Consider the following 26,178-nt stretch of genomic DNA (forward strand, 5'->3'; position numbering starts at 1 on the left):
TGACCGGCGGGCTACTCCGCCAGCGCCGCCGGGTGGTGCCCGGTGACGACGAAGACCACCCGGTTGGCGATCGACACCGCGTGGTCGGCGATCCGCTCGTAGTAGCGACCCAGCAGGGCGACGTCGACCGCCGCCTCGACGCCGTGCGTCCAGTCGTCGGAGAGCAGCTCGGCGAAGCTGCGGCGGCGCAGGCCGTCCATCTCCTCGTCGTCGCGGCCGAGGGCGATCGCGGCCTCGACGTCGCGGCTGATGATGACGTCGCAGACCCGGCTGACCATGTCCTCGGCGACGACCGCCATCTGCTCCATGGTGGGCCGGATCTCGTCGGGCACGGCGACGTCGGGCACGCGGAGCCGGGCCACCTTGGCCACGTGGACGGACAGGTCGCCCATCCGCTCGAGCTCGCTGACCATCCGCAGCGCGGCGACGATCGTGCGCAGGTCGCCCGCGACCGGCTGCTGGAGCGAGAGCAGGCTGAACGCCGTGTCCTCGACGCGCTCGCGGGCGCGGTCGATCTCGATGTCGTCGCTGATCACCCGCTCGGCGAGGGTGGCGTTCCCGTTCATCAGGGCCCGGGTGGCCAGGCCCACCGCGGTCTCCACCCGTCGGCAGATGCCGGCGAGGTCGGCGAAGATCGAGTCGAGCTGGTCGGTGTAGGCATCACGCATAGTCGCAGGCTAGGTCGGCAGGAGGACCACGAGTTGTCCCTCCGGGGAGCAGCGGTGAACGGCAGGTGAACACTCCGAAGCACGGCCTCGGCGATTCGAATCCGGCCGGCCTGCTCGCCGTACCATCGATGACGTGGATCCGACGACCCAGGCGCTCCTCGCCGGCGTGCTCGGCTCCCTCGTGGCCGGTGGCGCCGTGCTCGCGTGGCACCTCTCGGACCGCCAGCAGCACCGCCGGCCGGCGACCGAGGAGCCGTTGGTGCCGCCCGGCGTGGCGACCGTGCTGTCCGTGCTGCGCAGCAGCGCGGTGGTCGTCGACGACCGCGACGTCGTCGTCAAGGCGTCGGCGCCCGCCTTCGCGATGGGCTTCGTCCGCGGCACCAACCTGGTGTCCGAGGAGCTCAGCACCCTCGTCCGGGAGGTACGACGCGACGGGCAGATCCGCGAGGCCGAGCTGATCGTCACCCGCGCCTCCGGGCCGCCGCGCAACGTCAGCGCCCGTGTCGCGCCCCTCGGCTCCCGCCTGGTGCTCGCGCTGGTCGAGGACCGCACCCGCGAGCGCCGCGTCGAGGCGGTGCGGCGGGACTTCGTGGCCAACGTGAGCCACGAGCTGAAGACCCCCGTCGGGGCGATCAAGCTGCTCGCCGAGGCGGTGCAGGACGCGGCCGACGACCCCGAGGCCGTGCAGCGCTTCGCCACCCGCATGCTCACTGAGAGCGACCGGCTCAGCCACCTGGTGCAGCAGGTCATCGACCTCTCCCGCCTGCAGGGCGACGAGCCGCTCGAGTCGCCGGACGTGGTCGACCTCGACCAGGTCATCGCGGTCGGCGTCGACACCAGCGCGATCGACGCGGGCGCCAAGGACATCAAGGTCCTCGTCGAGGGCCGCCCCGGGATCACCGTGCTCGGCAACGAGGAGCAGGTGTCCGCGGCGGTCGCCAACCTGGTCGCCAACGCGGTCCACTACTCCGACCCCGGGTCCAAGGTGCTCGTCAGGACCGAGGTGGTCGACGGGTTCGTGGAGATCTCGGTGGTCGACCAGGGCATCGGGATCCCCACCGACGAGATCGACCGGATCTTCGAGCGGTTCTACCGCGTCGACCCGGCCCGCCACCGCTCCACCGGCGGCACCGGCTTGGGCCTGTCGATCGTCAAGCACGTCGCCGCCACCCACGGCGGCGAGGTCCGCGTGTGGTCGGTGGAGGGACAGGGGTCGACGTTCACCCTGACCCTGCCGCTGCACACGTCGTACGACGAGGCCCTGCCGCAGGAGCCCGTCCCCGCACCGACCCAGGAGACTGTGAAGTGACCCGAGTACTCGTCGTCGAGGACGAAGAGAGCTACAGCGACGCCCTCGCCTACATGCTCCGCAAGGAGGGCTTCGAGGTGGCGATCGCCGCCGACGGCAACGCCGCCCTCACCGAGTTCGACCGCAACGGCGCCGACATCGTGCTGCTCGACCTGATGCTCCCGGGCATCCCCGGCACCGAGGTGTGCCGCACCATCCGCCAGACCTCGAACGTGCCCGTGATCATGGTCAGCGCCAAGGACGACGAGATCGACAAGGTGGTCGGTCTCGAGCTCGGCGCCGACGACTACGTCACCAAGCCCTACTCCCCGCGCGAGCTGGTCGCCCGGATCCGCGCGGTGCTCCGCCGCGGCACCGAGACCGAGCTGATGCCCGACACCCTCGAGGTCGGCCCGGTCCGCATGGACGTCGAGCGCCACGTCGTCACCGTCGACGGCCAGGAGCAGCGACTGCCGCTCAAGGAGTTCGAGCTGCTCGAGATGTTCCTCCGCAACCCCGGCCGCGTCCTCACCCGCGGCCAGCTCATCGACCGCGTCTGGGGCTCCGACTACGTCGGCGACACCAAGACCCTCGACGTCCACGTCAAGCGCCTCCGCGCCAAGCTCGAACCCGAACCCAGCGAACCCAAGTACCTCGTCACCGTCCGGGGGCTGGGCTACAAGCTGGAGGTCTGAGCCTGCGCCGGGGGGCGATAGTCCCTGACGAAAAGCACCTCAGATCACCCCAATCGGGTGCTTTTCGTCAGGGACTATCGCGGCTGGCGGCATCTCGCGGCGCCATGACCGAAATCCGCGCGACGACGGTCGGCGGCGGGCCGTAGCGTCCTCCTCGTGACGAACGAGCGCGCGGTCCTGCCCCTTCTCGCCGTGGCGACGACGCTGGTGCTGTGGGCCTCGGCGTTCGTGGCGATCCGGCACCTCGGCCAGGACTTCTCGGCGGGCGCGCTGACGCTGGGGCGGATCGGGGTGGCGGCGCTGGCGCTCGCGTTCGTGGCCCTGCGGCAGGGGTTCCCGCGGCCGAGCCGACGGCAGTGGGTCTCCATCGTCGTCATCGGGCTGCTCTGGTTCTCGCTCTACCACCTCGCGCTCAACCAGGGCGAGAAGTGGGTCGACGCCGGCACCGCCTCGATGCTGCTCCAGGTCGCGCCGGTGCTGGTCGCGTTCCTGGCGGCGGCGTTCCTGGGCGAGCGGTTCACCACGCCGCTCGTGATCGGCATGATCGTGGCGTTCGCGGGCGTGGCGCTGATCGGCCTCTCCGGCAGCGGCGACGGCGACGTCGAGACGAGCAAGATCGTGCTGGGCGCGCTGCTGTGCTTCGTCTCCGCGGCGACGTACGCCGTCAGCCTGGTGCTGCAGAAGCCGCTGGTCGCCGACCTGTCCGCCGTGCACGTCACCTGGCTGTCCTGCATCGTCGGCGCGGCCAGCTGCCTGCCGTTCGGTCCGACGCTGGTCTCCGAGGCGAGCGAGGCGCCCACGTCGGCGCTGCTGTGGCTGCTCTACCTCGGGATCTTCCCGACGGCGGTGGCGTTCACGACCTATGCCTACGCGCTGCGGCACATGTCCGCCTCCGCGCTCGGCATCTCGACCTACCTGGTGCCGCCGATCACGATCGTGCTGGCGCTGGTGTTCCTCGGCGAGACGCCACCCGCGATCGCGTACGTCGGTGGCCTGCTCGCCCTGGTCGGCGTCGCGATCACGCGGCGGTCGCCGGCCAAACCGGTGGTCGAGGAGGCCGAGGTGACGCCGCCGGAGACCCCGGCGCCGATCGACCCGGCCGACCGTCAGTCGGTCTGACCGGCCTCGAGCCAGCCGCGGAACGCCTCCAGGTTGCGGGTCGACTCACCACGGGAGACCCGCCACTCCCACTCCTTGCGGATCGACGACTCGAACCCGAGCTCGAGGATCGCGTTGAACGACTCGTCGGAGTAGGTCAGCACCGAGCCGAGCAGCCGGTCCAGCTCCTCGGGGTTCACCATCGACAGGGGCAACCGGGCGTCCAGGTAGATGTCGCCGTGGTGGTCGAGCCCGAACGCGACGGCGTACATCCGCATGTTGCGCTCGAGGAGCCAGCGGTAGACCCGTTCGAACTCCTCGTCCGGCCGCCGGCACACGAACGCGTGCACCGACAGCGAGTGCGGTCCGACATCCAGCCGCACCGGCGTCTGCTGCTTGCGCTCACCCGGCAGCGAGAACGTGAACATGCCGGGCTGCGGCTCGTCGTGCTCGATCTCCTCGGCGACCAAGTAGTCGCGGACGACGGCGGCAGGATCGGCAGGATCGGCGGGCTCGCTCACCCCGTCAGCCTGCCACGGCCTCCCTCATCAACGACCCGGCACGCTCGTAGACGCCGAGGGTCTGCGCGGCCGTCGCGTCCCACGAGAACAGCCTCGCCTGCTCCAGCGCACCGGCGGCGAGCCGGTCGCGGTGGGCCGGGTCCATCACGACGGATTCGAGAGCGCGGGCCCAGTCGACGGCGTCGTGGGTCGGGACCAGCAGGCCGCTGCGGCCGTCGCGCACGACGGTGGTGAGGCCACCGACTGCGGCGGCGACGACCGGGGCGCCGGAGGCCTGGGCCTCGACGGCGACCAGCCCGAACGACTCGTTGTAGGAGGGTACGGCGACGAGCGTGGCGGCGGCGTACCAGGCCGCGAGCTCGTCCTGCGGCACCGGCGGCACGAACCGCACGACGTCGGTGATGCCGAGCTCGTCGGCCAGGTTGGCGAGCGCGGTGGGCCGCTCGAGACCGCTGCCGGAGGGACCGCCGACGATCGGGACGACCAGGCGGCTGCGGACCTCGGGGCGGCGGCGGAGCAGCTCGGCGGTGGCGTGCAGCAGCACGTCCGGCGCCTTGAGCGGCTGGATCCGGCCGGCGAAGAGCAGCACGTGGGCGTCGGCGGGGATGCCGAGGGACGCCCGCGCGGCGGCCTGGTCCTGCGGGCGGAACACGGTGGCGTCGACGCCGGGGTGGACGACCTCGACGCGACCGGCCTCGGCGTCGTACAGGTTGATCAGCTGCTTGGCCTCGAGGTCGGTGTTAGCGATGAGGACGTCGGCGGCCTCGACGACCTGCTCCTCGCCGATGAGCCGCTCGGCGGGCTCGGGCGTGTCGCCCTCGGCGAGCGCCTCGTTCTTCACCTTGGCCATCGTGTGCATGGAGTGCACCAGCGGCACGCCCCACCGGTCCCGCGCCAGCGCGCCGACCTGCCCGGAGAGCCAGTAGTGGGAGTGCACGACGTCGTAGTGGCCCAGCGGCTGCGCCGCCTCGGCGCGCAGCACCTCGCGGGCGAAGACGCACAGCTGGCCGGGCAGCTGCTCCTTGGTGAGGCCTTCGAAGGGCCCGGCGTGCACGTTGGTGACCTGGACGCCGTCGCACAGCGGCATGACGGGGTCGAGGATGCTGCTCGTGGCCCGGGTGAAGATGTCGACCTCGATGCCGCGCGCCGCCAGCCGGCGGGCCACCTCGACGACGTACACGTTCATGCCGCCGGCGTCGCCCGTGCCCGGCTGGTCGAGGGGAGAGGTGTGGAGGCTGACCATCGCCACCCGGCGGATCTCCGTCATGCACACCTCCTGAGCCGTGGCTCGCACTCGACCGTAGCCCTCAACCAGGGTCGGCAGCCGTGCATTCCCGACTGCAAGACTGGTACCCATGTCGCGCTCTCCTCAGGCTGTCGTCACCGGAGCGTCCAGCGGGATCGGAGCGGCCACGGCCCGCCGGCTCGCGGCGGAGGGGTACGACGTGATCTGCGCCGCTCGGCGGGCGGAGCGCATCGAGGCGCTGGCGGCGGAGATCGGCGGCACCGCGGTCGTCTGCGACGTCACGGACGCCGACGACGTCGCGGCGCTGGTGGCTGCGGTCGGGGACCGGCTCGACCTGCTCGTCAACAACGCGGGCGGGGCCTTCGGCGCGACGCCCGTGGCGGAGGCGGACCCCGAGGAGTGGCGCCGGATGTACGACGTCAACGTGATCGGGCTGGTGCAGGTGACCCGCTCCCTGCTGCCCGCCCTGCTCCGCAGCGGCGGCGCAGGGGTCATCGTCAACGTGGGCTCGACGGCGGGCCGGGTCGCCTACGAGGGCGGGGGCGGCTACACCGCGGCCAAGCACGGCACCAAGGTCGTGACCGAGACCCTGCCGCTGGAGCTGTACGACCAGCCGGTGCGGGTCTGCGAGGTGGCGCCGGGCATGGTCCGCACCGACGAGTTCGCGCTGGTGCGGTTCGGCGGCGACCAGGAGAAGGCCGACGCGGTCTATGCCGGCGTGCCGGACCCGCTGACCGCCGAGGACGTCGCCGACGCCATCACCTGGGTCGCCACCCGCCCGGTTCACGTCAACATCGACTCGCTCGTCATCCGTCCGCGGGCCCAGGCCGCCCAGCACAAGGTGCACCGGCTCCCGACGACCTAGGGCATCGAGGAGCCCTGAGGGCTAGGAGGCCTCCGGCCAGGTCGCCAGCGGCGCGGCGTGCAGCGCGATGGTGCCGACGTCGACGTGGTTGCCCTCGGTGACCTCGACCCAGGTGGCCACGTCCGCGTCCGCTCCGCCGCCGAGGTACTGCGGTTCCACGAACCGTCGGGTGTCGTCGGCGGCGCTCGGGCACTGGGCGACCCACAGCGTGTAGCGGCCCTCGGCGAGACCGACCGCTGTCCACCGGGCGGCGACCGGCTGCCCGGGGATCGCCGCGACGACATCCTCGCCGCCGTCCATGACCAGGCCGTCGTCGTCGTACACGACGATGCAGATGTCCTCCGGCTCCAGGTCCGCTGCGGCCTGGGGCCAGGTGACGGTGGCGGCGAGCGCGCCGCCGGTGGGTGGCGGCACGGGCTCGGCCGTCCGCCCGCTCCCGGCGACGGAGCCCCGCAGGTCCAGCGTCGCGGTCGTGCGCTCGCTGAACGGTGCGAGCGCAGCGATGCCGATCGCTACCCCGCAGACTCCGAGCCCGACGGCGCGACGGTACGCGCGACCGAATCGCATCGGTTCCTCCCCTGGTCCCCCGACCTCGCCGACCGTGTCGGCGCTCCCTCACGAACGATTGGAGCACGTCCGGCGGCGGGACCTCGGGGTCTTTCCCAGGGCGCTACCGCATCCGGCAACGCTCGGGCGAGGGCGCGTCAGCCGAGGGCGCGGTCGAGCGCCGCCTCGACGTGCAGCGTGGTGCAGGGGAAGACCGGCAGGTCGGAGTCGGCCTGCTTGACGAGGAGCTCGAGCTCGGAGCAGCCGAGGATGATGCCGCCGGCGCCGGCGTCCCACAGCTCGTCGATGAGGGAGACGACGTACTTCCGCGAGTCGTCGACGACCTTCCCGTGGACCAGCTCGTCGTAGATGATCCGGTTGAGCTCGTCGTGGTGGGAGGCGTCGGGCGTGAGCACCTCCAGGCCGTGGCGGGAGATCCGCTCGGTGAAGAAGGTGCGGCTCATCGCGAACCGGGTGCCGATGAGGGCCATCGACTCGACGTCCTGGGCGCGGCCGGCCTCGGCGACGACGTCGGCGAGGTGGAGCAACGGGATGTCGATCGCGGCCTCGACCTGCTCGGCGACGCGGTGGAAGGTCGTGGTGCAGAGCATCAGGAACTCCGCGCCGGCCCGCTCGACCGACCTCGCGGCGGCGGCGAGGACGTCGGCGACGCCGTCCCAGTCCTCGGCCTCCTGCAGGGCGGTGACCTCGGCGAACTCGACGCTCGCCATGACGGTCTTGGCGGAGTGGAGACCGCCCAGCCGCTCCTCGACCCCACGGTTGAGCAACTCGTAGTAGGCCGCGCTGCTCTCCCAGCTCATGCCCCCGACGAGGCCGATCGTCTGCATGGCCGCAGTCTCTCACGATGCAAGGTCACCGGGGATGCGCGGATAGGCTGTTCCCTCGTGTCTGAGATGAAGCGAACCGACCTGCGCAACGTCGCCATCGTGGCGCACGTGGACCACGGCAAGACCACGTTGGTCGACGCGATGTTGCACCAGGCGGGCGCCTTCACCGCGCACCAGGCCGAGGGCGTCGCCGAGCGGGTCATGGACTCCGGCGACCTCGAGCGCGAGAAGGGCATCACAATCCTCGCCAAGAACACGGCCGTCCACTACACGGGGCCGTCGGCGCAGGAGCTCGCCGGCGGCGCGATGACGATCAACATCATCGACACCCCCGGCCACGCCGACTTCGGTGGCGAGGTGGAGCGCGGGCTGTCGATGGTCGACGGCATCGTGCTGCTCGTCGACGCCTCCGAGGGCCCGCTTCCGCAGACCCGGTTCGTGCTCCGCAAGGCGCTCAACGCCGACATGCCGGTGATCCTCGTGGTCAACAAGACCGACCGCGCCGACGCCCGCATCGACGAGGTCGTCGACGAGACCTACGAGCTGTTCATGGACCTGCTCGACGAGAACCACAGCCAGGACGCGCTCGACTTCCCCGTCGTGTTCGCCTCCGGCAAGGCCGGCATCGCCTCGCTCTCCAAGCCCGAGAACGGCGGGCTGCCCGAGGGCTCCGACCTCGAGCCGCTGTTCCGCACGATCTTGGAGACCATCCCCGCGCCGGAGTACGACGACGGCGCGCCGCTCCAGGCCCACGTCACCAACCTCGACGCCTCCCCGTTCCTCGGCCGGCTCGCGCTGCTGCGGATCAAGCAGGGCACCCTGAAGAAGGGCCAGCAGGTCGCGTGGATGCGCCGCGACGGCGAGGTCAAGAACGTCAAGATCACCGAGCTGCTCGTCACCGAGGGCCTCGAGCGCAAGCCCGGCGAGAGCGCCGGACCGGGTGACATCGTGGCGGTCGCCGGCATCCCGGACATCACGATCGGCGAGACGCTGGCCGACCCGGACAACCCGGTCGCGCTGCCGCTCATCCACGTCGACGAGCCGGCGATCTCGATGACCATCGGCACCAACACCTCCCCGCTGGTCGGCAAGGGCGGCAAGGGCCACAAGGTCACAGCCCGCCTGGTCAAGGACCGCCTCGACTCCGAGCTGATCGGTAACGTCTCGCTCCGGGTCCTCCCCACCGAGCGCCCCGACGCCTGGGAGGTCCAGGGCCGCGGCGAGCTGGCGCTGGCGATCCTCGTCGAGCAGATGCGCCGCGAGGGCTACGAGCTCACCGTCGGCAAGCCGCAGGTGGTCACCAAGGAGGTCGACGGCAAGCTGCACGAGCCGTTCGAGCGGCTCACCATTGACGCACCCGAGGAGTTCCTCGGCACGATCACCGAGCTGCTCGCCAACCGCAAGGGCCGGATGGAGGGCATGACGAACCACGGCACCGGCTGGGTGCGGATGGAGTTCGTCGTACCCGCCCGCGGCCTGATCGGCTTCCGCACCGACTTCCTCACCGAGACCCGCGGCACCGGCATCGCCCACCACATCTCCGAGGGCTACTTCCCCTGGGCCGGCGAGATCCGCTCACGCGCCTCCGGCTCACTGGTCGCCGACCGCGCAGGGGCCGCGACGGCGTACGCCATGACCTCGCTGCAGGAGCGCGGCATCCTCTTCGTCGAGCCGTCCACCGAGGTCTACGAGGGCATGATCGTCGGCGAGAACTCGCGTGCCGACGACATGGACGTCAACATCACCAAGGAGAAGCAGCAGACCAACATCCGGTCCGCCACCTCCGACAACTTCGAGAAGCTCATCCCCCCGAAGAAGCTCTCGCTCGAGCAGTGCCTCGAGTTCTGCCGCGAGGACGAGTGCGTCGAGATCACCCCCGAGACCGTCCGCATCCGCAAGGTCGTCCTCGACCAGAACGAGCGGGCCAAGATGGCCTCCCGGGCGCGGAAGGGTACGCGCTGACCGGGTAGGGGCGGGGGCGCCGGGCGGTGAAGGTAGCTGCCGGGCGCGGGATACCCGGCCGACCGGGTATCCCGCGGGTTGTCAGCCATTGCAAGAGCGGACAACGCGTGGCTCAGGCTGACAAGTCCGGGCGCCGCACGGTCCTCAGGCTTGCCACCGACTGACTTATCCACAGCTCGGCTCCTGCCGGGTGGCGGCGAGCCGCGTACGGCGGGATGGTCTCGGCATGGACCCGCGACTGCTCGCCATCTGCGTCGACCACGGTGTGTTCCTCCGGCACGAGGCCAACGACCTCGGCTACCGGGACGACACGATCAAGAAGCTGGTCGACACGAAGGCATGGCACCGGGTGCGACGTGGCGCCTACGTCTTCGGTCAGACCTGGCGCGCGGCCGACACCGCCGAGCGGTACCGCCTGTTCTGCCTGGCCACGATCCGGCAGTCCAATGTGGAGGTCATCCCGTCCCACACCTCGGCGGTCGCCTTCAACGGAGGACCGCTGTGGGGCCTTAACCTCTCGGTCTCCCACCTGACCAGACCCGACGGCAAGACCGGTCGATCGGCTGCCGGCGTGCGTCAGCATCGCGGCGTCCTCCTCGACGGCGACGTCGTCGATGTCGACGGGCGGCGGGTGATGGCGCCCACGCGAGCGCTGCTCGAGACCACGACCGTCGCCCCCGTCGAGGCCTGCATCTGCGTGGCCGACGACTTCCTCCGGCGCGGGCTCACGACTTCCGAGCAGTTGAGGTCGCGGTACGCCTTGATGACGAGCTGGCCGTCGACCCTCACTACCGACCTGGTGGTCCGGCTGGCGGACGGCCTTCACGAGTCAGTCGGCGAGACACGCACCGGCTACATGATCTGGCGCGCAGGCCTTCCCCGCCCGGAGCTGCAGGTCGAGGTGTGCGACGAGAACGGCACGGTGATCGGTCGGGTCGACTTCGCGTGGCCCGAGCACCGGCTGTTCCTCGAGTTCGACGGCTTGCAGAAATATGTCAAGCACCTCGGACCAGGCGAGACCGTCGCCGACGTGGTCCTGCGCGAAAAGCATCGCGAGGAGCAGATCTGCATGCTCACTGGTTGGCGTTGCGTCCGCATCACTTGGGACGACTTGCAGCGCCCGGAGGTCATCGTCCAGCGGATCCGCAACCTGATGGCTGCTGCCGCGTGACGGCCCTAGGTTGTCCGCTCCTCCCATGGGTTGTCCGCCTCTGCAATGGCTGACAACCCGTGGGATACCCGGCCGGCCGGGTATCCCGCGCCCTCCCGAGCACCCCGCCCCGCCACCAACCCCTACCCCGCCAACCTCTCCCCGGTAGCCGTGTCGAAGAGGTGCACCCGCTCGGGGTCGGCGGTGAGCAGCACCTGCTGACCGCGTTGGAAGTCGTGGCGACCCTCGACGCGGGCGACGACCTGGTGGAGGACGCCGTCGGCGGGCTGGTCGGAGACGCCGGTGGGGGTGGCGTAGAGGAAGGCGTCGGCGCCGAGGTCCTCCACGACGGCGACGGTGACGGGGTAGCCGGTTTCGCCGTGGGCGGCGACGCGCCAGGCCTCGGGGCGTACGCCGATGGTGACCTCGCCGGTCGAGGAGGCGGCTGCGGCGCGGGAGATCGGGAGTTCGTAGCCGTCGACGACCGCGACGCCGTCGCCGGCGGTCTTGGCGGAGAGCAGGTTCATGGCGGGGGAGCCGATGAAGCCGGCGACGAAGAGGTTGGCGGGGCGGTCGTAGAGGGCGAGCGGGGTGTCGACCTGCTGGAGCACGCCGTCCTTCATGACGGCGACCCGGTCGCCCATCGTCATCGCCTCGACCTGGTCGTGGGTGACGTAGACGGTGGTGACGCCGAGCCGCTGCTGGAGGGCGGCGATCTGCGTGCGGGTGGAGACGCGCAGCTTGGCGTCGAGGTTCGAGAGCGGCTCGTCCATCAGGAAGACCTGGGGCTTCCGGACGATCGCGCGGCCCATGGCGACGCGCTGCCGCTGGCCGCCGGAGAGGGCGCGCGGCTTGCGGTCGAGGTACTCGGTGAGGTCGAGCAGCTTGGCCGCCTCCTCCACCCGCTGCCGGCGCTCGGCCTTCGGCACGCCCGCGATCTTGATCGCGAAGCCCATGTTGTCGGCGACCGTCATGTGCGGGTAGAGCGCGTAGTTCTGGAACACCATCGCGATGTCACGGTCCTTCGGTGCGACCTTCGTGACGTCGTTGTCGCCGATCCAGATCGAGCCCGAGGTGCACTCCTCGAGCCCGGCCAGCATCCGCAGCGACGTCGACTTCCCGCACCCGGACGGGCCGACGAGCACCATGAACTCGCCGTCCTCGATGGTCAGGTCGAAGTCGCAGACAGCTGCCCGGCTGGCACCCGGGTAGATGTGCTCAGCATGGTCGAAACGCACCGTCGCCATGGCGGTCCTCTCAGCGGGTCGATCGATCGCGAGACACCGTACGGCGAGAAGCGGCCGCCGTCTAGTGGAAGCGCTCTCAGACCCAGCAACCCAGCTGAAACACGAATTTTGCGCTCCTGCGACAGAATCGTTGACACCCCGTGTGACGCATGTCATGGTGACGGCGGAAAAAGTGTGGAAGCGCTCTCACACCCGTCCACCCCACAGGTCCGGCTCGAGCCGGAGTCGAAGCAACGACGAACAGCAGCACGTCAGGAGTGTCACCGTGAGCAACACGCCCCTCCCCCGCATCCGGCGCACCTTCGCCGCCGGCGCCATCACCACCCTCGTCGTCACGCTCGCCGCGGCCTGCGGTGGCAACGACGACCCCACCAAGTCGGCCGAGCAGGAGAGCCTCGAAGAGGGCGAGTCGCTCACCATCACCACGTTCGGCGAGTTCGGCTACGACGCCCTCATCGAGGAGTGGAACGCGGCGAACCCCGAGATCCAGGTCGAGCAGACCAAGGTCTCGCTCTGGGACGACTGGAAGAACGAGCTCAACACCAAGCTGCAGGCGGGCTCCGGGCTCCCGGACATCGTCGCCGTCGAGGGCGACTTCATGCCGGCCCTCGTCGCCGCTCCCGACCGCTGGGTCGACCTCTCGCAGGACGAGGTCGAGGGCCGCTGGCTGGACTTCAAGGAGGCGGCCGCGACCACCGAGGACGGTGCGCTGCTCGGCTACGCCACCGACGCCGGCCCCGAGGCCATCTGCTACCGCGCCGACCTCTTCGAGGAGGCCGGCCTGCCGAGCGACCGCGAGGAGGTCGCCGCGCTGATGACCACCTGGGAGGACTACTTCGCGCTCGGCGAGGAGTTCGTCAAGAACTCCGACGCCTACTGGTACGACGCCAGCGGCTCGGTCGCCCAGGCCATGCTGAACCAGGTCGAGTACCCCTTCGAGGAGGCCGACAACACCGTCAACCTCGACAACGAGGGGCTCGCCAACGTCTACGAGACGGTCTCCCGCTACTCGGAGTCGCTCTCGCCGCAGGTCCCCCAGTGGAGCGACGACTGGACCGCCAACTTCAACGACGGCAAGGTCGCGACGGTGCCGTGCCCGGGCTGGATGCGCAGCAACATCCGCGACAACACCGGTGACCCGGCGCCCAAGGGCGTCGTGTGGGACATCGCCGACGTCTTCCCCGGCGGCGGCGGCAACTGGGGCGGGTCCTACCTGACGATCCCGAAGACCTCGCCGCACCAGACCGAGGCGCTGGAGTTCATCACCTGGATCACCGCCCCTGAGCAGCAGGCGAAGATCTTCCAGCTCACCGGCAACTTCCCCTCGCAGGTCGACGCGCTGGCCGACCCCACGGTGACGGGGGCGACCGACGAGTACTTCAACGACGCCCCTGCCGGCGAGATCTTCTCCAACCGCGCCGAGGCGATCACCGTCCAGCCCTACCACGGTCCGCTCTACTCCGACATCCTCGGAAAGTTCCAGGATGCGATCAACCGGGTCGACCAGGGCACCGACCCCCAGAAGTCCTGGGACACCTTCACCCAGGAGGTCGCGGCACTCCAGTGATCCCTGGCTGACGCGAACCCGCCAGGCCGCCCGGAACCAACCGCCCCGGGCGGCCTGGCGCCACTACCGAACGCGGTGCCCACGGAGACCACGGAGACGACGGAGACCAGGATGCTGACCGAGGAGCAGGCCGGCGAGGTGAAACCCGAGCCGGCGCCACCCACGACCGACCGACGGTTGCTGCGCCGCCAGCGCCGCTCGCGCTGGGACGTCAAGCTCTCGCCGTACCTCTACATCTCCCCCTTCTTCATCCTGTTCGGCCTGGTCGGCCTCTACCCGCTGCTCTACACGGGCTGGCTCTCGCTCCACGACTGGGACCGGCTCTACTACCAGCAGGGCGAGTTCTCCGGACTGGAGAACTTCCGGTTCGTCCTCAACGACCCGGTCTTCATCAAGTCGCTCGTCAACACCTTCAGCATCTTCCTGATGTCGTCGGTGCCGCAGGTCATCGTCGCGGTCTGCGTCGCGGCGCTCCTCGACACCCACCTGCGAGGACGGACGTTCTGGCGGATGAGCGTGCTGGTCCCGTTCGTCGTCGCCCCGGCCGCCGCCGTCCTCATCTTCGGCAGCGTGTTCGCCGACAAGTCCGGTCTCGTCAACGCCGTGATCGACGGGCTCGGGCTCGAACCGATCCGGTGGCACGTCGACCGGTGGTGGAGCCACTTCGCGATCGCGAGCATGGTCAACTGGCGCTGGACCGGCTACAACGCACTGATCTTCCTGGCCGCGATGCAGGCGGTGCCACGCGACCTCTACGAGTCGGCCTCCCTCGACGGCGCCGGGCGGATCCGGCAGTTCTGGTCGGTCACCCTGCCGATGATCAGGCCGACGATGATCTTCGTCATCGTCACCAGCACCATCGGCGGCCTGCAGATCTTCACCGAGCCGCGGCTCTTCGACGACACCCCCAACCGCGAGGGCGGCGCCGACCACCAGTTCATGACGACGACGCTCTACATCTACGTGAAGGGCATCGAGGACCAGTTCTACGGCCGCGCGTCGGCCGCGGCGTGGATCCTCTTCCTCATCATCGTCGGGATCGCGCTGCTCAACTTCGCGATCACCCGGCTCCTCACCCGCAGGAGCGGCTCGTGAGCGCCGGGTCCGCCGCCGACCGCCGCCCGGGCTGGGTCGTCTACGCGCTGCTCGCCGCGTTCGTGATCGGGTCGGCGCTCCCCCTCTACTGGTCGTTCATGATCGGCTCCCACACCAAGGGGGAAGCCGCCCAGAAGCCGCCGCCGCTCCTGCCGGGCGGGCACTTCCTCGAGAACGCGCGGCGGGTGTTCGACACCGTCGACTTCTGGCAGGCGATGCTCAACAGCCTGCTGGTCTCCGGCGGTGCGGCTGCCTCGGTCGTGTTCTTCTCGACGCTGGCCGGCTACAGCTTCGCGAAGCTGCGGTTCCGCGGCAGCAACGTGCTCATGGGGTTCGTCGTCATGACGATGGCGGTCCCCACCCAGCTCGCGATCGTCCCGCTGTTCATCCTGATGCGCGACTACGGCCTGCTCGACACCCTGCTCGCCGTCGCGCTGCCGAGCCTGGTGACGGCGTTCGGCGTGTTCTTCATGCGCCAGTACCTCCTCGACGCGATCCCCGACGAGCTCATCGAGGCCGCCCGGGTCGACGGGGCCACCATGCTCCGCACGTTCTGGACGGTCGCCGTGCCCGCCGCGCGCCCGGCGATGGCCATCCTGTTCGTCTTCACCTTCATGACGGTGTGGACCGACTACATGTGGCCGCTGGTCGCGCTGCAGGAGACCGAGACGCTGCAGATCGCGCTCGACCGGCTGGCCCTCACCGGCCAGGGCCAGACCACCGACTACGCGCTCGTCCTGGCGGGCGCGGGGCTCTCCACGATCCCGCTACTCATCCTGTTCGTCGTCGCCGGCCGCAACCTGGTCGCCGGCATCATGCAAGGAGCTGTGAAGGGATGACCTCCCGCATCGAGCACCCCACCGCAGGAACCGCCACCGACACCGTCGACGGCCTGCGCTTCCCCGACGGATTCCTCTGGGGCACGGCCACCGCGGCCTACCAGATCGAGGGAGCGGTCGCCGAGGACGGCAGGACGCCGTCGATCTGGGACACCTTCGCCCGGGTCCCCGGCGCCGTGATCGACGGCGACAACGGCGACGTCGCGTGCGACCACTACCACCGGATGGCCGACGACGTCGCGCTGATGAAGTCGCTCAACATCGGCGCCTACCGGTTCTCCACCGCGTGGCCGCGGGTCCGACCCGACGCCGGAGCCCCCAACCAGAAGGGCATCGACTTCTACGCGCGGCTGACCGACGCGCTGCTGGAGGCCGGCATCACGCCGTGGATCACGCTCTACCACTGGGACCTCCCCCAAGCGCTGGAGGACGTCGGCGGCTGGACCAACCGCGACACCGCCTACCGGTTCGCCGAGTACGCCCTCACCCTGTACGACGCCATCGGCGACCGCGCGCCGTACTGGACCACCATGAACGAGCCGTGGTGCTCGGCCTTCCTCGGCTACACCGGCGGCCAGCACGCCCCCGGCCGGCAGGAGGGTGTCGCCGGCCTGGTCGCGGCCCACCACCTGATGCTCGGCCACGGCCTGGTCGTCGACGAGCTGCGCCGCCGCGGCACCTCCGCCGAGCTCGGGATCACCCTCAACCTCACCGTGCCCGACCCGTTCGACCCCACGTCCCCGGGCGACGTCGCCGCCGCCGACAAGGTCGACCACCTGTGGAACCGGGTCTTCCTCGACCCGATCCTGAAGGGCCGGTACGCCGAGGGGCTGGACGCCCTCACCGAGGGCATGACCTGGCGCGACCGCCCGTGGCAGGACGTCGTGCAGGACGGCGACCTCGCGCTGATCAGCACCCCGCTCGACGTGCTCGGCGTGAACTACTACCACGGCGACGGGCCCTCCACCGCCCGGCACGACGCCGACGAGCTGCTCGGCTCGCGCGCCCGGCAGCCGGAGCGGCCGGTCCTCTCGCCGTACCCCGGTGGCGACGACCTCAGCTTCCCGCGCCGCGGCTACCCGGTGACCGCGCAGGACTGGGAGATCCAGCCCGAGGGGCTGACCCGGCTGCTGGTGCGCCTGAAGGAGGAGTACGACCCGCCGCCGCTCTACATCACCGAGAACGGAGCCGCGTTCCCCGACGTGGTCGGCCCCGACGGCACGGTCGACGACCAGGACCGGCTCGACTTCGTCCGCGGCCACGTGCGGGCGACGTACGACGCCATCGAGCGCGGCGTGGACGTGCGCGGCTACTTCGTGTGGTCGTTCCTCGACAACTTCGAGTGGGCCTACGGCTACGGCCAGCGGTTCGGCATCGTCCACGTCGACTACGACACGCAGGTCCGCACGCCGAAGGCCAGCGCCCGCTGGTACGCCGGCGTCGCCGCGACCGGGATCGTCCCTGGAGACGACTAGCGTGGCCCGTGTGCAGCAGCCGAACGAGGGACCCGGGGACGCCCCCACCCTCGACGAGGTCGCGCGCCTGGCCGGGGTGTCCCGGGCAACGGCGTCGCGGGCCATCAACGGCGGCAACCGGGTGAGCGCCACGGCCCAGGCCGCCGTGCAGGCCGCGGTGGAGTCGCTGGGCTACTCCCCCAACCAGGCCGCGCGCAGCCTGGTCACCCGGCGCACCGACTCGATCGGGCTGGTCGTGCCGGAGCCGGACGAGCGGGTCTTCACCGACCCGTTCTTCGTGCACACGCTGCGCGGCGTCAACCGGGTGCTCGCCGCCCGCGACCTGCAGCTGGTGCTGCTGCTCGCGCGGCCGGGCGACGAGGAGCGGCGGATGCTGCGCTACCTCCGCAAGCGCCACATCGACGGCGCCCTGGTCGTCTCCCACCACCGCAACGACCGGCTGGCCGACTACCTCGCCGCGCTCGCGCTGCCGTGCGCGTTCGTCGGGCGCCCGTTCACCAGCGCCGACAAGGTGGCCTACGTCGACACCGACAACGTCGCGGGCGGCCGGTTGGCGACGGAGCTGCTCATCGAACGCGGCTGCCGCGCGATCGGCACGATCACCGGGCCCGGCGACATGGCGGCCGGTGCCGACCGGCTGCAGGGCTACCGCGCCGCGATGCGCGAAGCGGGGCTGCCCGACGACGCCGTCGTCGAGGGCGACTTCACCGAGCTCGGCGGCGAGAACGCCGCCAAGGAGTTGCTGGCGCGCCACCCCGACCTCGACGGTCTGGTCGTCGCCTCGGACCTCATGGCGGCCGGCGCGCTGCGGGTGCTGTCCGGGCTGGGCCGGCGGGTGCCGGACGACGTCGCGGTGACGGGGTACGACGACCTCGGGGTCTCCGAGCGCACGGTGCCGCCGCTCACGACGATCCGCAACCCGATCGGCGAGATGGCCGAGCACGCGACCCGGCTGCTGCTGGAGCAGATCGAGGGCGAGCGCGAGCGGCAGGCGATCCGGGTGATCTTCCCGCCCTCGCTGGTGGTGCGCGGCTCGGCCTGAGCCTCAGTCGCGGCCCGGCACCAACCCGCGCAGCACCTCGTCGCGGCGGTGGCTGACCACCACCGCTGCGATCGCGCCGCCGATCGCCCCGAACAGGTGGCCCTGCCAGGACACGCCCGGCTGGCCGGGCAGCACGCCCCACAGGATCCCGCCGTAGATGAACAGGACGACGGCGCCGAGGGCGATCTCCCAGAACCTCCGGTTCACCACGCCGCGCACGACGACGTAGACGAGGAAGCCGAAGACCAGCCCGGACGCGCCGATGTGGTTGGTGTTGCTTCCCGCGACCAGCCAGACGCCCACGCCGCCGACCACCCAGATCACGGCGGCCGCCGCCAGCCCGCGCAGCAGTCCGGCCGCGAGGGTGAGGAACCCGAGCACGAGCAGCGGACCGCTGTTGGCCGACAGGTGGTCCCAGCCGCCGTGCAGGAGCGGGGCAAGCAGGATGCCGAGCAGCCCTTCGTCCGACCGGGGCTGCACGCCGTACTGGTCGAGCCGGTGGTCCATCGCCGCGTCGACGATCTCGATCACCCACAGCAGGGCGGTGAACACGCCGATCGTCGCCGCGGCCTGCACCCAGACCGGAATCTCCCGACCTCTGATCTCCACGCGGTCAGTGTGCCCGCTCGGCGCGGATCAGGACCAGCGGATGACCCAGTACTGCACGCCGTACGGCGCGTCGTCGTAGTCGACCTCCGCCGTCGTCCCGGGCGTGAGCAGCTCCGCGAGAGCGGGCATCGCGCCGACGTCGGCCCACAGCTCGGCGGCGAGGTCGACGTCGATGCCGGCCAGTCCGGCCGGGAGCGGCTGGACCAGCGCGCGGCGCAGGTCGTCGTCGAACGCCTCGGCGCGCTCGTCGAGGTGGCCGGGCGCTTTGACCGTCCGCTTCGCCGATCCGTTGGCGACGACCAGCGCGCCGGTCGGGTCGGCCTCACTCTCCTCGGCACCGGCCGCGCCGAGCAGGTGGCGCGCCACCCGCTCGCCGAGGGGGGACGATGCCAGCACCCGCACCCGCGGACCGAGCTCGGCGACGGCGTGGTGGCAGGCGGCGCGGAGGTCGGCGACCGGGTCCTCGATCGAGGCGTACGACGGCAGCAGCGCCGGCACTCCCGGCACCAGCACGATCCTCATTGCAGCCCCCGGATGGCGCGCTGCGGCGGCCGGCGACCCGCGATCGTCGCCACCATGTCGACCACCTGCCGGGTCTCGACGACCTCGTGGACGCGGTAGATCCGCGCCCCCGCCCAGGCACAGATCGCGGTCGTCGCCAAGGTGCCGGTGAGCCGCTCGCCCACCGGGAGGCCGAGGGCCTCGCCGACGAAGTCCTTGTTGGAGAGCGAGACCAGCACCGGCCAGCCGGTGTCGACCATCTCCCCCAGCCGCCGGGTGAGCTCGAGGGAGTGGAAGGTGTGCTTGCCGAAGTCGTGGGCCGGGTCGATCACGATCGACTCCCGCGCGACACCGGCCGCGAGCGCGCGCTCGGCGTAGGCCACGGTGTCGGCGATCGCGGCGGCGACCACGTCGTCGTACTCGATGCGGAAGGGGCGGGTCCGCGGCGTCACCCCGCCGGTGTGGGTGCAGACGATCGCGGCGCCGTGCGCGGCAGCGACGTCGACCAGGTCGGGATCGGCGCCACCCCAGGCGTCGTTGAGCAGGTCCGCGCCGGCCGCGCAGACCGCGTCGCCGACCTCGGCCCGCCAGGTGTCGACGGAGATCGCGAGGTCGGGGTAGGCCTCCCGCACCCGCGCTACGAAGTCGACGACCCGTGCCTTCTCCTCGGCGGGGCCGATCTCCTCGCCGGGCGCGGCCTTGATGCCGCCGATGTCGACGATCTCCGCCCCCTGCTCGACGACCGCGGCGACCCGCTCGAACGCGGCGTCCTCGGCCCAGGTGGCGCCCTTGTCGTAGAACGAGTCGGGCGTGCGGTTGACGATCGCCATCATCAGCGTGGCGTCGTCGGCGAACGTGTGGCGGCCGAGCTCGAGCATCAGAGGTAGGTCTCCGCGGGCGGTCGCTCCACGATCTCCACGACCCGGTCGAGGGGGACCGGTCCCTGGAGGAACTGCCGCAGGATCGTCGACCCGTCGCGAACTTCGCGACGGGTCGGCGGGTTCTCGGCGTGAGTTTGCGACGGGTCGGCGGGGGTGGCGCGGTGGAGGGTGGCGGCGAGAATCTGCACCGCCATCGCGCCGAGGTCGAGGAGCGGCTGGTGGCCGTGGGCCCGCTTGCCGAGGTCGACCTGGGCGATCGCGGCCGGGCCGAGCGCGGTGACGGTGTCGACGAGGGAGGCCAGCTCGACGGCGTACCCGGTCGGCACCCGCAGCGACGCGAAGTGCTGTCGTCGCACCGCCCACTCGCCGGCCAGCGGCTGCACGACGTCCTGCAGGGCGGGGTGGAGCAGCGAGATGAGGGGACGGGCGACCAGCTCGGTCACCCGGCCGCCGTCGAGCGGTCCGTCCTCGCCCGGCCGCTCGTAGAAGCCCTTGACCAGCTGCACGTCCGGCCAGGTCAGCAGCGGGCCGAGCAGGCCGGGGACGAAGTGGGTGTCCCAGTCGGTGAGGTCGGCGTCCATGAACACGATGACGTCGCCGCGGGTCACGAACAGCGACTTCCACATCGCCTCGCCCTTGCCCGGGTGGGTGCCGAGGTCCGGGCGGATCTCCGCGGAGCGGTGCACGATCGCGCCGGCACCGGCCGCGGCGTCGTACGTCGCGTCGGTGGAGTCGCTGTCGATGACGACGATCTCGTCGACCAGCTCGACGGTGTCGACGAGGCGCTCACGCACCCGCGCCACCACGTCACCGACGGTGCCGGCCTCGTTGCGGGCGGGGACGACGAGGCTGACCCCGGTGTCGCCCTTGGCCTGCCGCAGCTCCTCGAGGGTCCAGTCGTCCCAGTGCGCGGTCCGCGTGCCGCTCACGGGCGTCCCGAGCGTTCGGCAGCCATGTCTTCGACATTACCGACCGGCTCCGACCCGGGCCGACCGGCCCCGTCCCGCCCTCGAGCGGCGGGAATGTATCGGATCCGGGGACGCAGGCGGGAACAGCGGGCAGACTGTGTGCCCTGACTCGGGAAGAAGTCGGCAGTTCTCTCACTGGGGGGAGAAAGTTCCGGTTTCCTGATGCGTGCTCTCCGCAGATGGATGAGGAAGGCCCGGTGCCGGGCCAAGTACGGCAAGGCCTGCCCGCACGGAGGTCACTACGGCGGCAAACGGCGCAACCGGATGTCGGCGATCCAGACCCACGCGCAGACCCGCCCGATCAGGGACGACGATGAGCACCAGCACGCAGGCTCTCACAAGGTCAGGTAGTGCTCCACTGCGTCCGCGAGGGCGGCCGCGTACCCCCGCCGTCCCGAGCCGCTCGTCATGAGGGCTGCGTCCCCGGCGTCGCGCATGTTGCCGAGCTCGACCAGCACGGTCGGGACGTCGGCCAGGTTCAGGGTGCCGAGGTCGCTGCGGACGTCGATGCCCGCGCTGCCGGCGTACGTCGACGGCGGGAGCCCCTCCTCGACGAGCGCGTCCCTGATGGCCTCGGCCAGCCGCAACGACGGAGCTGCGATGTCGGAGGTCCAGGGCTCCCGATCGGTGGGGGCGATGACGTGGAACCCGTGAGCGCCCGGCGTCCGCGAGCCGTCGGCGTGGATGCTGATCTTCAGGTCGGCGGTCGGGCCCGGCTCGCCGGGGTTGCCCGCGCGACCGCGCTGGTCGACGCACGGCCCCCACTCCCCCGCCGCGTTCGACGACCGGGTGAGCACGACGCGAGCGCCGAGCCGGCGCAACAGCCGTCCGGTGAGCCGGGCGACCTCCCAGTTGAGCGTCGCCTCGGGGTAGCCGGCGTCGGTCGACGTGCCCGTGGTGTTGCAGGGCTTGGTGAAGCCTCCGGCGTCGACCAGGCGGCCGATCTCCGAGGGGAACCGGCCGTTGCCGAGCTGGTGGCCGGGGTCGAGCACGACGACCCGGCCGGCGAGCGGCAGCACGGGCACGAGGGTCTCGGCGGTCACTGTCGTCCGCGGCACCTCCGCGCGGGGGGTCGAAGGGGTCCGGGTGGCCGGCGAGGACCGCTCGCCGACCGGGGTCTCGGAGACGCCCGAGCAGCCGCCGAGCAGCAGCACGACAGCGGCGAGCGAAGCGCGGATCATAGGGGCTCGAGCCTAGGCTGTCCGGCGTTTCCGGCGATTGTTGACATGGAATCCATCGGCTCGCGGGCGTGGTCTAGACATCACCGTGAGCGGTGTAACCGATCACTTATCAGGTCGTTGGTCCTGCGTGCCGACGAAGGGGACTTCGGCACGTGCAGCACCCCCTTTGTCTTGGACACGACGGTTGAGGTGATCTGGTGACGGCGGTAGTCGGGCACGTCGGCGCCACGCGCACCAAGGCCCTCTCGGCACCCGCGAGCCGGAGCCTGCGGTTCCTGCCGCACTCCCTCATCGCCCTCGACCTGGCGGTCATCGCCGCGGCGGGCGGCTCGGCGTCGTACTTCCAGAACGGCATGCCGATGTTCGACCCGGACGCCAGCCAGAACCTGGCCAGCACCGGCAGCGGCACCCTCGTCGCCCTCGGCTGGATCCTGGTCGTCGCCCTCGGCGGCGGCTACCGCCGGCAGGTGCTCGGCGGCGGCAGCGACGAGTACAAGCGGGTGCTCAACGCGACGCTCGCCTACACCGGGCTGCTGGCGCTGATCCTGTTCGTCACCCAGGCCGATGTCTCGCGTGCCTTCTTCGTCCTGCTCTTCGCAGTCGGTCTTCCTGGCCTGTTGCTCGCTCGGTGGGGGGCGCGCAACGTGCTGCACCGGCTGCGTATCCGTGGTCACCTGGCCGTGCCCGTGCTCATCGCGGGCTCCCCGGCGTACGTCGACGACGTGCACGGCGTGCTCAACCGCACGCCCTGGCTCGGCTACCGGGTGATCGGCGCCGTGACGCCTCCGGGCGACGCGAGCCACACCGTCGGCGGCGTGCCCGTCGTCGGCTCCACCGAGGACGTCGCCCGCGCCGCGCTGGCCTCCGACGCCCGGCTGATCCTGTTCGCCGGCGGCTCGTCGAGCTCGGCGCAGGACCTCCAGGAGAAGCTCTGGCAGCTCGAGGAGCGCGGCATCGACGTCGTCGTCGCCCAGAGCGCCACCGGCATCACCATCAGCGACCGCGCGACGCTCCGCCCCGTCGGCGGCCTGCCGCTGATGCACCTCGGCACCCCCGCCTGGTCGCAGGCGACCAAGATCGGCAAGCGGATGTTCGACGTCGTCGGCGCGAGCGTCCTGCTGGTCCTGTTCAGCCCGCTGCTGGCCTTCATTGCGCTGCGGATCAAGCTGCACGACGGCGGCCCGGTCCTCTTCAACCAGTCCCGCGTCGGCCGCCAGGGCGTGCCGTTCCGCTGCGCCAAGTTCCGCACGATGGTGCCGAACGCCGAGGACCTCCTCGCCGCGCTCAAGGTCGCCAGCGGCTACGAGGGCGGGCTCTTCAAGATGGAGGACGACCCGCGCATCACCAAGCCGGGTCGCTGGCTGCGCCGGTTCTCCCTCGACGAGCTCCCTCAGCTCTGGAACGTCGTCCGCGGCGACATGAGCCTGGTCGGCCCCCGCCCGCCGCTCCCCAACGAGGTGGCGCAGTACGACGCCGCCGCTCGCCGCCGGCTCCACGTCCGCCCCGGCATGACCGGCCTGTGGCAGGTCTCCGGCCGCTCCGACCTCTCGTGGGAGCACGCCATCCGCCTCGACCTCTACTACGTCGACCACTGGTCGATGCTCCAGGACCTCCACATCCTGTGGCGCACCCTCGGCGTCGTCGTCCTCGGCAAGGGCGCCTACTAACCGACCTCGTCGGTCGAGCAGCCCGGGCCCTTCGGTTGGCCTTTCGGTCGTCGAGTAGTCCGAGCCGCCAGGCGAGGACGTATCGAGACGCGTCTCGATACGGTCGCTCGCTGCACTCGCTCCCTACTCGACGACCACCAGGCTCGCTGCACTCGCTCCCTACTCGACGACCACCAAGCCCATCGGTCGTCGAGCAGTCCGAGCCCTTCGGTCGTCGAGTAGTCCGAGCCGCCAGGCGAGGACGTATCGAGACGCGTCTCGACGCGGTCGTTCGCTCCCTCCTCGCCGACCGGGGCAGCCGTCACTCGTAGCCGAGGACGTCCTTGCGCTTCTCGCCCCAGGCGAGGGCGGAGGCGATGGCGTCGTCGAGGGAGGCCTCGGTGCGCCAGTCGAGGAGGCGGGCGGCCTTGTCGGCGTTGGCGTAGGCGCCGACGGCGTCGCCGGGGCGGGGCGGGGCCTCGGTGGTGGGGACGGGCTTGCCGACGACGCGCTCGACGGCAGCGATGAGCTCCTTGACGGTGACGCCGTCACCGCCGCCGATGTTGATGTAGGAGTACGGCGCGCCCTCGGCCTCGATGACCGAGTCGAACTTCTCGACCGCGCGCACGTGGGCCTTCGCCAGGTCCCAGGCGTGGATGTAGTCGCGGAGACCGGTGCCGTCGCGGGTGGGCAGGTCGGTGCCGGTGATCGTGAACGAGTCCCGGTAGCCGAGCGCGGTCTGCGCGAGCAGCGGCACGACGTGAGTGGCGTCCTTGAGGTGGTAGCCGGTCTCGAGGTCCGGGTCGGTGCCGATCGGGTTGAAGTACCGCAGGATGATCGCGCGCAGCGAGGTCGCCGTAGCGATGTCCTCCAGGCACATCTCCATCATCCGCTTGGTCCGGGCGTACGGCGACGTCGGCTCGACCGGGTCCGTCTCGCGCACCTCGAACGCCGGCTGGAGCGCGTAGAGCGACGCGGTGGAGGAGAAGAGGATCCGCGGCTTGCCGAGCTGCTCCAGCTCGTCGAACAGCTCGAGCGACTTGGCGACGTTGTCGCGGTAGTACTCGTAGGGCAGCGCCACCGACTCCGGTACGACGATCCGCGCCGCCATGTGGATCGTGGCGTCGATGTCGGGGTGCTCGTCGACGATCCGGCGCAGCAGGGCCCGGTCGGCGATGTCGCCCTCGTAGAACGCCCGCCCCTCGGTGAACTGGCGCGGACCCACGAGCAGCGAGTCGAGCACGACGGGCGTGTGGCCGGCCTGCTCGAGGGCCTTCGAGGTGATGGAGCCGAGGTAGCCGGCACCGCCGGTCACGAGAACCTTCATGGGGCGAAAGCCTAGGGGTTCGGACCCAACCGATCGCCCAACTGGTCGCCCAACAGCCCGAGCAGGTAGTCGCCGTACCCGCTGGCCGGCAGCGCCTCCCCCAGCCGCTGGAGCTGGGCGTCGTCGATGAAGCCCATCCGCCACGCGACCTCTTCCGGCGCCGCGACCTTGGTGCCCTGCCGCGCTTCGAGGGTGCGCACGTAGTTGCTGGCGTCGTTGAGCGCCTCGAACGTCCCGGAGTCGAGCCAGGCCGAGCCGCGCGGCAGCACCTCGACCGTCAGCCGGCCCTCCTGCAGGTAGGTGACGTTGAGGTCGGTGATCTCGAGCTCGCCGCGCGCCGACGGCTGCAGCGCCTTCGCCCGCTCGACGACGTCGGGACCGTAGAAGTAGAGACCCGGCACCGCCAGGTTGCCGCGCGGGCGCGCCGGCTTCTCCACCAGCGCCACCGGCCGCCCGTGGGCGTCGAGCTCGATCACGCCGTAGCTCTCCGGGTTGGCCACCGGGTAGGCGAACACCGCGGCGCCGTCGATCTCGCTGAACTGGCGCAGCCGGCCGCCGAGCCCCGGCCCGTAGAGGATGTTGTCGCCGAGGATCAGCGCCGACGTGCCTCCCGCGACGTGCTCCTCACCGATCAGGAACGCCTGCGCCGGCCCGTCCGGGGAGGCCTGCACGGCGTACGACAGCTCGATGCCCAGGTGCGCGCCGTCGCCGAGCAGCCGGCGGAACAGGTCGGCCTCGTGCGGCGTCGTGATCACGAGGATCTCGCGGATCCCGGCCAGCATCAGCGTCGACAGCGGGTAGTAGACCATCGGCTTGTCGTAGATCGGCACCAGCTGCTTGCTGACCGCCTGGGTGATCGGGGCGAGCCGGTTGCCGGTGCCGCCCGCCAGGATGATCCCCCGCATGCTGCCTA

Annotated in this window: 26 protein-coding genes; 13 read left to right on the top strand and 13 right to left on the bottom strand. The window is 71.0% G+C overall.

What is annotated here, in order from left to right:
• Window positions 1–11: 11 nt before the first annotated feature.
• Entirely contained in the window at window positions 12–668 is a 657-nt protein-coding gene (phoU, locus tag DJ010_RS04460; protein WP_109692368.1) for a phosphate signaling complex protein PhoU, read from the bottom strand.
• A 133-nt stretch (window positions 669–801) separates the two neighbouring features.
• Between phoU and DJ010_RS04465 the strand changes: the two genes are divergently transcribed.
• From DJ010_RS04465 to DJ010_RS04475, 3 genes are all read left to right on the top strand, one after another.
• Window positions 802–1,977, top strand: coding sequence for a sensor histidine kinase (locus DJ010_RS04465; protein ID WP_109692369.1), 1,176 nt, complete (start codon window positions 802–804; stop codon window positions 1,975–1,977).
• Complete coding sequence (locus DJ010_RS04470) at window positions 1,974–2,651, top strand: response regulator (protein WP_109692370.1); 678 nt, start codon at window positions 1,974–1,976, stop codon at window positions 2,649–2,651. Before DJ010_RS04465 ends, DJ010_RS04470 begins: the two co-directional genes overlap by 4 nt.
• A gap of 156 nt (window positions 2,652–2,807) precedes the next feature.
• A complete protein-coding gene (locus DJ010_RS04475; protein WP_109692371.1) occupies window positions 2,808–3,770 on the top strand; it encodes a DMT family transporter in 963 nt (320 codons plus the stop codon).
• On the opposite strand, the gene DJ010_RS04480 is transcribed toward DJ010_RS04475, so the two are convergent.
• Window positions 3,758–4,270 (bottom strand): type III secretion system chaperone family protein, encoded by a 513-nt coding sequence (locus DJ010_RS04480; protein WP_109692372.1) that lies wholly within the window; start codon window positions 4,268–4,270, stop codon window positions 3,758–3,760. The genes DJ010_RS04475 and DJ010_RS04480 overlap by 13 nt on opposite strands.
• 4 nt (window positions 4,271–4,274) lie before the next feature.
• Window positions 4,275–5,537 (bottom strand): D-inositol-3-phosphate glycosyltransferase, encoded by a 1,263-nt coding sequence (gene mshA / locus DJ010_RS04485; RefSeq protein WP_109692373.1) that lies wholly within the window; start codon window positions 5,535–5,537, stop codon window positions 4,275–4,277.
• An 88-nt stretch (window positions 5,538–5,625) separates the two neighbouring features.
• Between mshA and DJ010_RS04490 the strand changes: the two genes are divergently transcribed.
• Window positions 5,626–6,381 carry an SDR family NAD(P)-dependent oxidoreductase gene (locus DJ010_RS04490; RefSeq protein WP_109692374.1) on the top strand — a complete coding sequence of 252 codons (756 nt, stop codon included), beginning with the start codon at window positions 5,626–5,628 and terminating at the stop codon, window positions 6,379–6,381.
• Window positions 6,382–6,402: 21 nt separating this feature from the next.
• Here the strand turns inward: DJ010_RS04490 and DJ010_RS04495 are convergent, their stop codons facing one another.
• A complete protein-coding gene (locus DJ010_RS04495; RefSeq protein ID WP_109692375.1) occupies window positions 6,403–6,948 on the bottom strand; it encodes a hypothetical protein in 546 nt (181 codons plus the stop codon).
• Window positions 6,949–7,085: 137 nt separating this feature from the next.
• The gene (locus tag DJ010_RS04500; protein ID WP_109692376.1) at window positions 7,086–7,775 is read right to left on the bottom strand and encodes an aspartate/glutamate racemase family protein; all 690 of its coding nucleotides are present in this window, start codon (window positions 7,773–7,775) and stop codon (window positions 7,086–7,088) included.
• Window positions 7,776–7,841: 66 nt separating this feature from the next.
• Between DJ010_RS04500 and typA the strand changes: the two genes are divergently transcribed.
• Both typA and DJ010_RS04510 read left to right on the top strand, forming a co-directional pair.
• Window positions 7,842–9,737, top strand: a complete 1,896-nt coding sequence (typA, locus tag DJ010_RS04505; RefSeq protein ID WP_109692377.1) for a translational GTPase TypA — start codon at window positions 7,842–7,844, stop codon at window positions 9,735–9,737.
• 226 nt (window positions 9,738–9,963) lie between these two features.
• A complete protein-coding gene (locus tag DJ010_RS04510) occupies window positions 9,964–10,908 on the top strand; it encodes a putative endonuclease domain-containing protein (protein ID WP_109692378.1) in 945 nt (314 codons plus the stop codon).
• Window positions 10,909–11,030: 122 nt separating this feature from the next.
• Here the strand turns inward: DJ010_RS04510 and DJ010_RS04515 are convergent, their stop codons facing one another.
• Complete coding sequence (locus tag DJ010_RS04515; RefSeq protein WP_109692379.1) at window positions 11,031–12,134, bottom strand: ABC transporter ATP-binding protein; 1,104 nt, start codon at window positions 12,132–12,134, stop codon at window positions 11,031–11,033.
• 265 nt (window positions 12,135–12,399) lie between these two features.
• Here DJ010_RS04515 and DJ010_RS04520 point away from each other — a divergent pair, with 265 nt between their 5' ends.
• The 5 genes from DJ010_RS04520 (at window position 12,400) to DJ010_RS04540 (ending at window position 18,152) form a co-directional block, all read left to right on the top strand.
• Complete coding sequence (locus DJ010_RS04520; RefSeq protein ID WP_245927180.1) at window positions 12,400–13,701, top strand: ABC transporter substrate-binding protein; 1,302 nt, start codon at window positions 12,400–12,402, stop codon at window positions 13,699–13,701.
• A 111-nt stretch (window positions 13,702–13,812) separates the two neighbouring features.
• Window positions 13,813–14,796, top strand: coding sequence for a carbohydrate ABC transporter permease (locus tag DJ010_RS04525; RefSeq protein WP_109692530.1), 984 nt, complete (start codon window positions 13,813–13,815; stop codon window positions 14,794–14,796).
• Window positions 14,793–15,635 (top strand): carbohydrate ABC transporter permease, encoded by an 843-nt coding sequence (locus DJ010_RS04530; RefSeq protein WP_245927181.1) that lies wholly within the window; start codon window positions 14,793–14,795, stop codon window positions 15,633–15,635. Before DJ010_RS04525 ends, DJ010_RS04530 begins: the two co-directional genes overlap by 4 nt.
• Window positions 15,632–17,110 (top strand): glycoside hydrolase family 1 protein, encoded by a 1,479-nt coding sequence (locus DJ010_RS04535; RefSeq protein ID WP_109692381.1) that lies wholly within the window; start codon window positions 15,632–15,634, stop codon window positions 17,108–17,110. The genes DJ010_RS04530 and DJ010_RS04535 overlap by 4 nt, the downstream gene beginning before the upstream one ends.
• 10 nt (window positions 17,111–17,120) lie before the next feature.
• Entirely contained in the window at window positions 17,121–18,152 is a 1,032-nt protein-coding gene (locus tag DJ010_RS04540; RefSeq protein WP_109692531.1) for a LacI family DNA-binding transcriptional regulator, read from the top strand.
• Window positions 18,153–18,155: 3 nt separating this feature from the next.
• Here the strand turns inward: DJ010_RS04540 and DJ010_RS04545 are convergent, their stop codons facing one another.
• From DJ010_RS04545 to DJ010_RS04560, 4 genes are read right to left on the bottom strand one after another with little or no spacing between them, the layout of a single operon-like run.
• Complete coding sequence (locus tag DJ010_RS04545) at window positions 18,156–18,761, bottom strand: rhomboid family intramembrane serine protease (RefSeq protein WP_245927182.1); 606 nt, start codon at window positions 18,759–18,761, stop codon at window positions 18,156–18,158.
• Between the two features lie 27 nt (window positions 18,762–18,788).
• Window positions 18,789–19,283: a class III extradiol ring-cleavage dioxygenase family protein gene (locus DJ010_RS04550; RefSeq protein ID WP_109692382.1), complete on the bottom strand. Its 495-nt coding sequence runs from the start codon at window positions 19,281–19,283 to the stop codon at window positions 18,789–18,791.
• Complete coding sequence (folP, locus tag DJ010_RS04555) at window positions 19,280–20,140, bottom strand: dihydropteroate synthase (RefSeq protein ID WP_109692383.1); 861 nt, start codon at window positions 20,138–20,140, stop codon at window positions 19,280–19,282. The genes DJ010_RS04550 and folP overlap by 4 nt, the downstream gene beginning before the upstream one ends.
• Window positions 20,140–21,072, bottom strand: a complete 933-nt coding sequence (locus tag DJ010_RS04560; RefSeq protein WP_109692384.1) for a glucosyl-3-phosphoglycerate synthase — start codon at window positions 21,070–21,072, stop codon at window positions 20,140–20,142. The genes folP and DJ010_RS04560 overlap by 1 nt, the downstream gene beginning before the upstream one ends.
• Before the next feature lie 222 nt (window positions 21,073–21,294).
• Between DJ010_RS04560 and DJ010_RS21970 the strand changes: the two genes are divergently transcribed.
• On the top strand, window positions 21,295–21,462 hold the full coding sequence (locus DJ010_RS21970) for a hypothetical protein (RefSeq protein ID WP_158282927.1): 168 nt from the start codon (window positions 21,295–21,297) through the stop codon (window positions 21,460–21,462).
• Here DJ010_RS21970 and DJ010_RS04565 read toward each other — a convergent pair.
• Window positions 21,447–22,292, bottom strand: a complete 846-nt coding sequence (locus DJ010_RS04565) for an N-acetylmuramoyl-L-alanine amidase family protein (protein WP_109692385.1) — start codon at window positions 22,290–22,292, stop codon at window positions 21,447–21,449. The genes DJ010_RS21970 and DJ010_RS04565 overlap by 16 nt on opposite strands.
• Window positions 22,293–22,489: 197 nt before the next feature.
• On the opposite strand from DJ010_RS04565, the gene DJ010_RS04570 reads away from it, so the two are divergent.
• On the top strand, window positions 22,490–23,959 hold the full coding sequence (locus DJ010_RS04570) for a sugar transferase (protein WP_158282928.1): 1,470 nt from the start codon (window positions 22,490–22,492) through the stop codon (window positions 23,957–23,959).
• Between the two features lie 301 nt (window positions 23,960–24,260).
• Here DJ010_RS04570 and galE read toward each other — a convergent pair whose 3' ends face one another.
• The gene (gene galE / locus DJ010_RS04575; protein ID WP_109692387.1) at window positions 24,261–25,265 is read right to left on the bottom strand and encodes a UDP-glucose 4-epimerase GalE; all 1,005 of its coding nucleotides are present in this window, start codon (window positions 25,263–25,265) and stop codon (window positions 24,261–24,263) included.
• Window positions 25,266–25,276: 11 nt separating this feature from the next.
• A complete protein-coding gene (gene rfbA / locus DJ010_RS04580; RefSeq protein ID WP_109692388.1) occupies window positions 25,277–26,170 on the bottom strand; it encodes a glucose-1-phosphate thymidylyltransferase RfbA in 894 nt (297 codons plus the stop codon).
• Window positions 26,171–26,178 lie beyond the last annotated feature (8 nt).

It is taken from the genome of Nocardioides silvaticus, assembly GCF_003160695.1.
Taxonomy (GTDB): domain Bacteria; phylum Actinomycetota; class Actinomycetes; order Propionibacteriales; family Nocardioidaceae; genus Nocardioides; species Nocardioides silvaticus.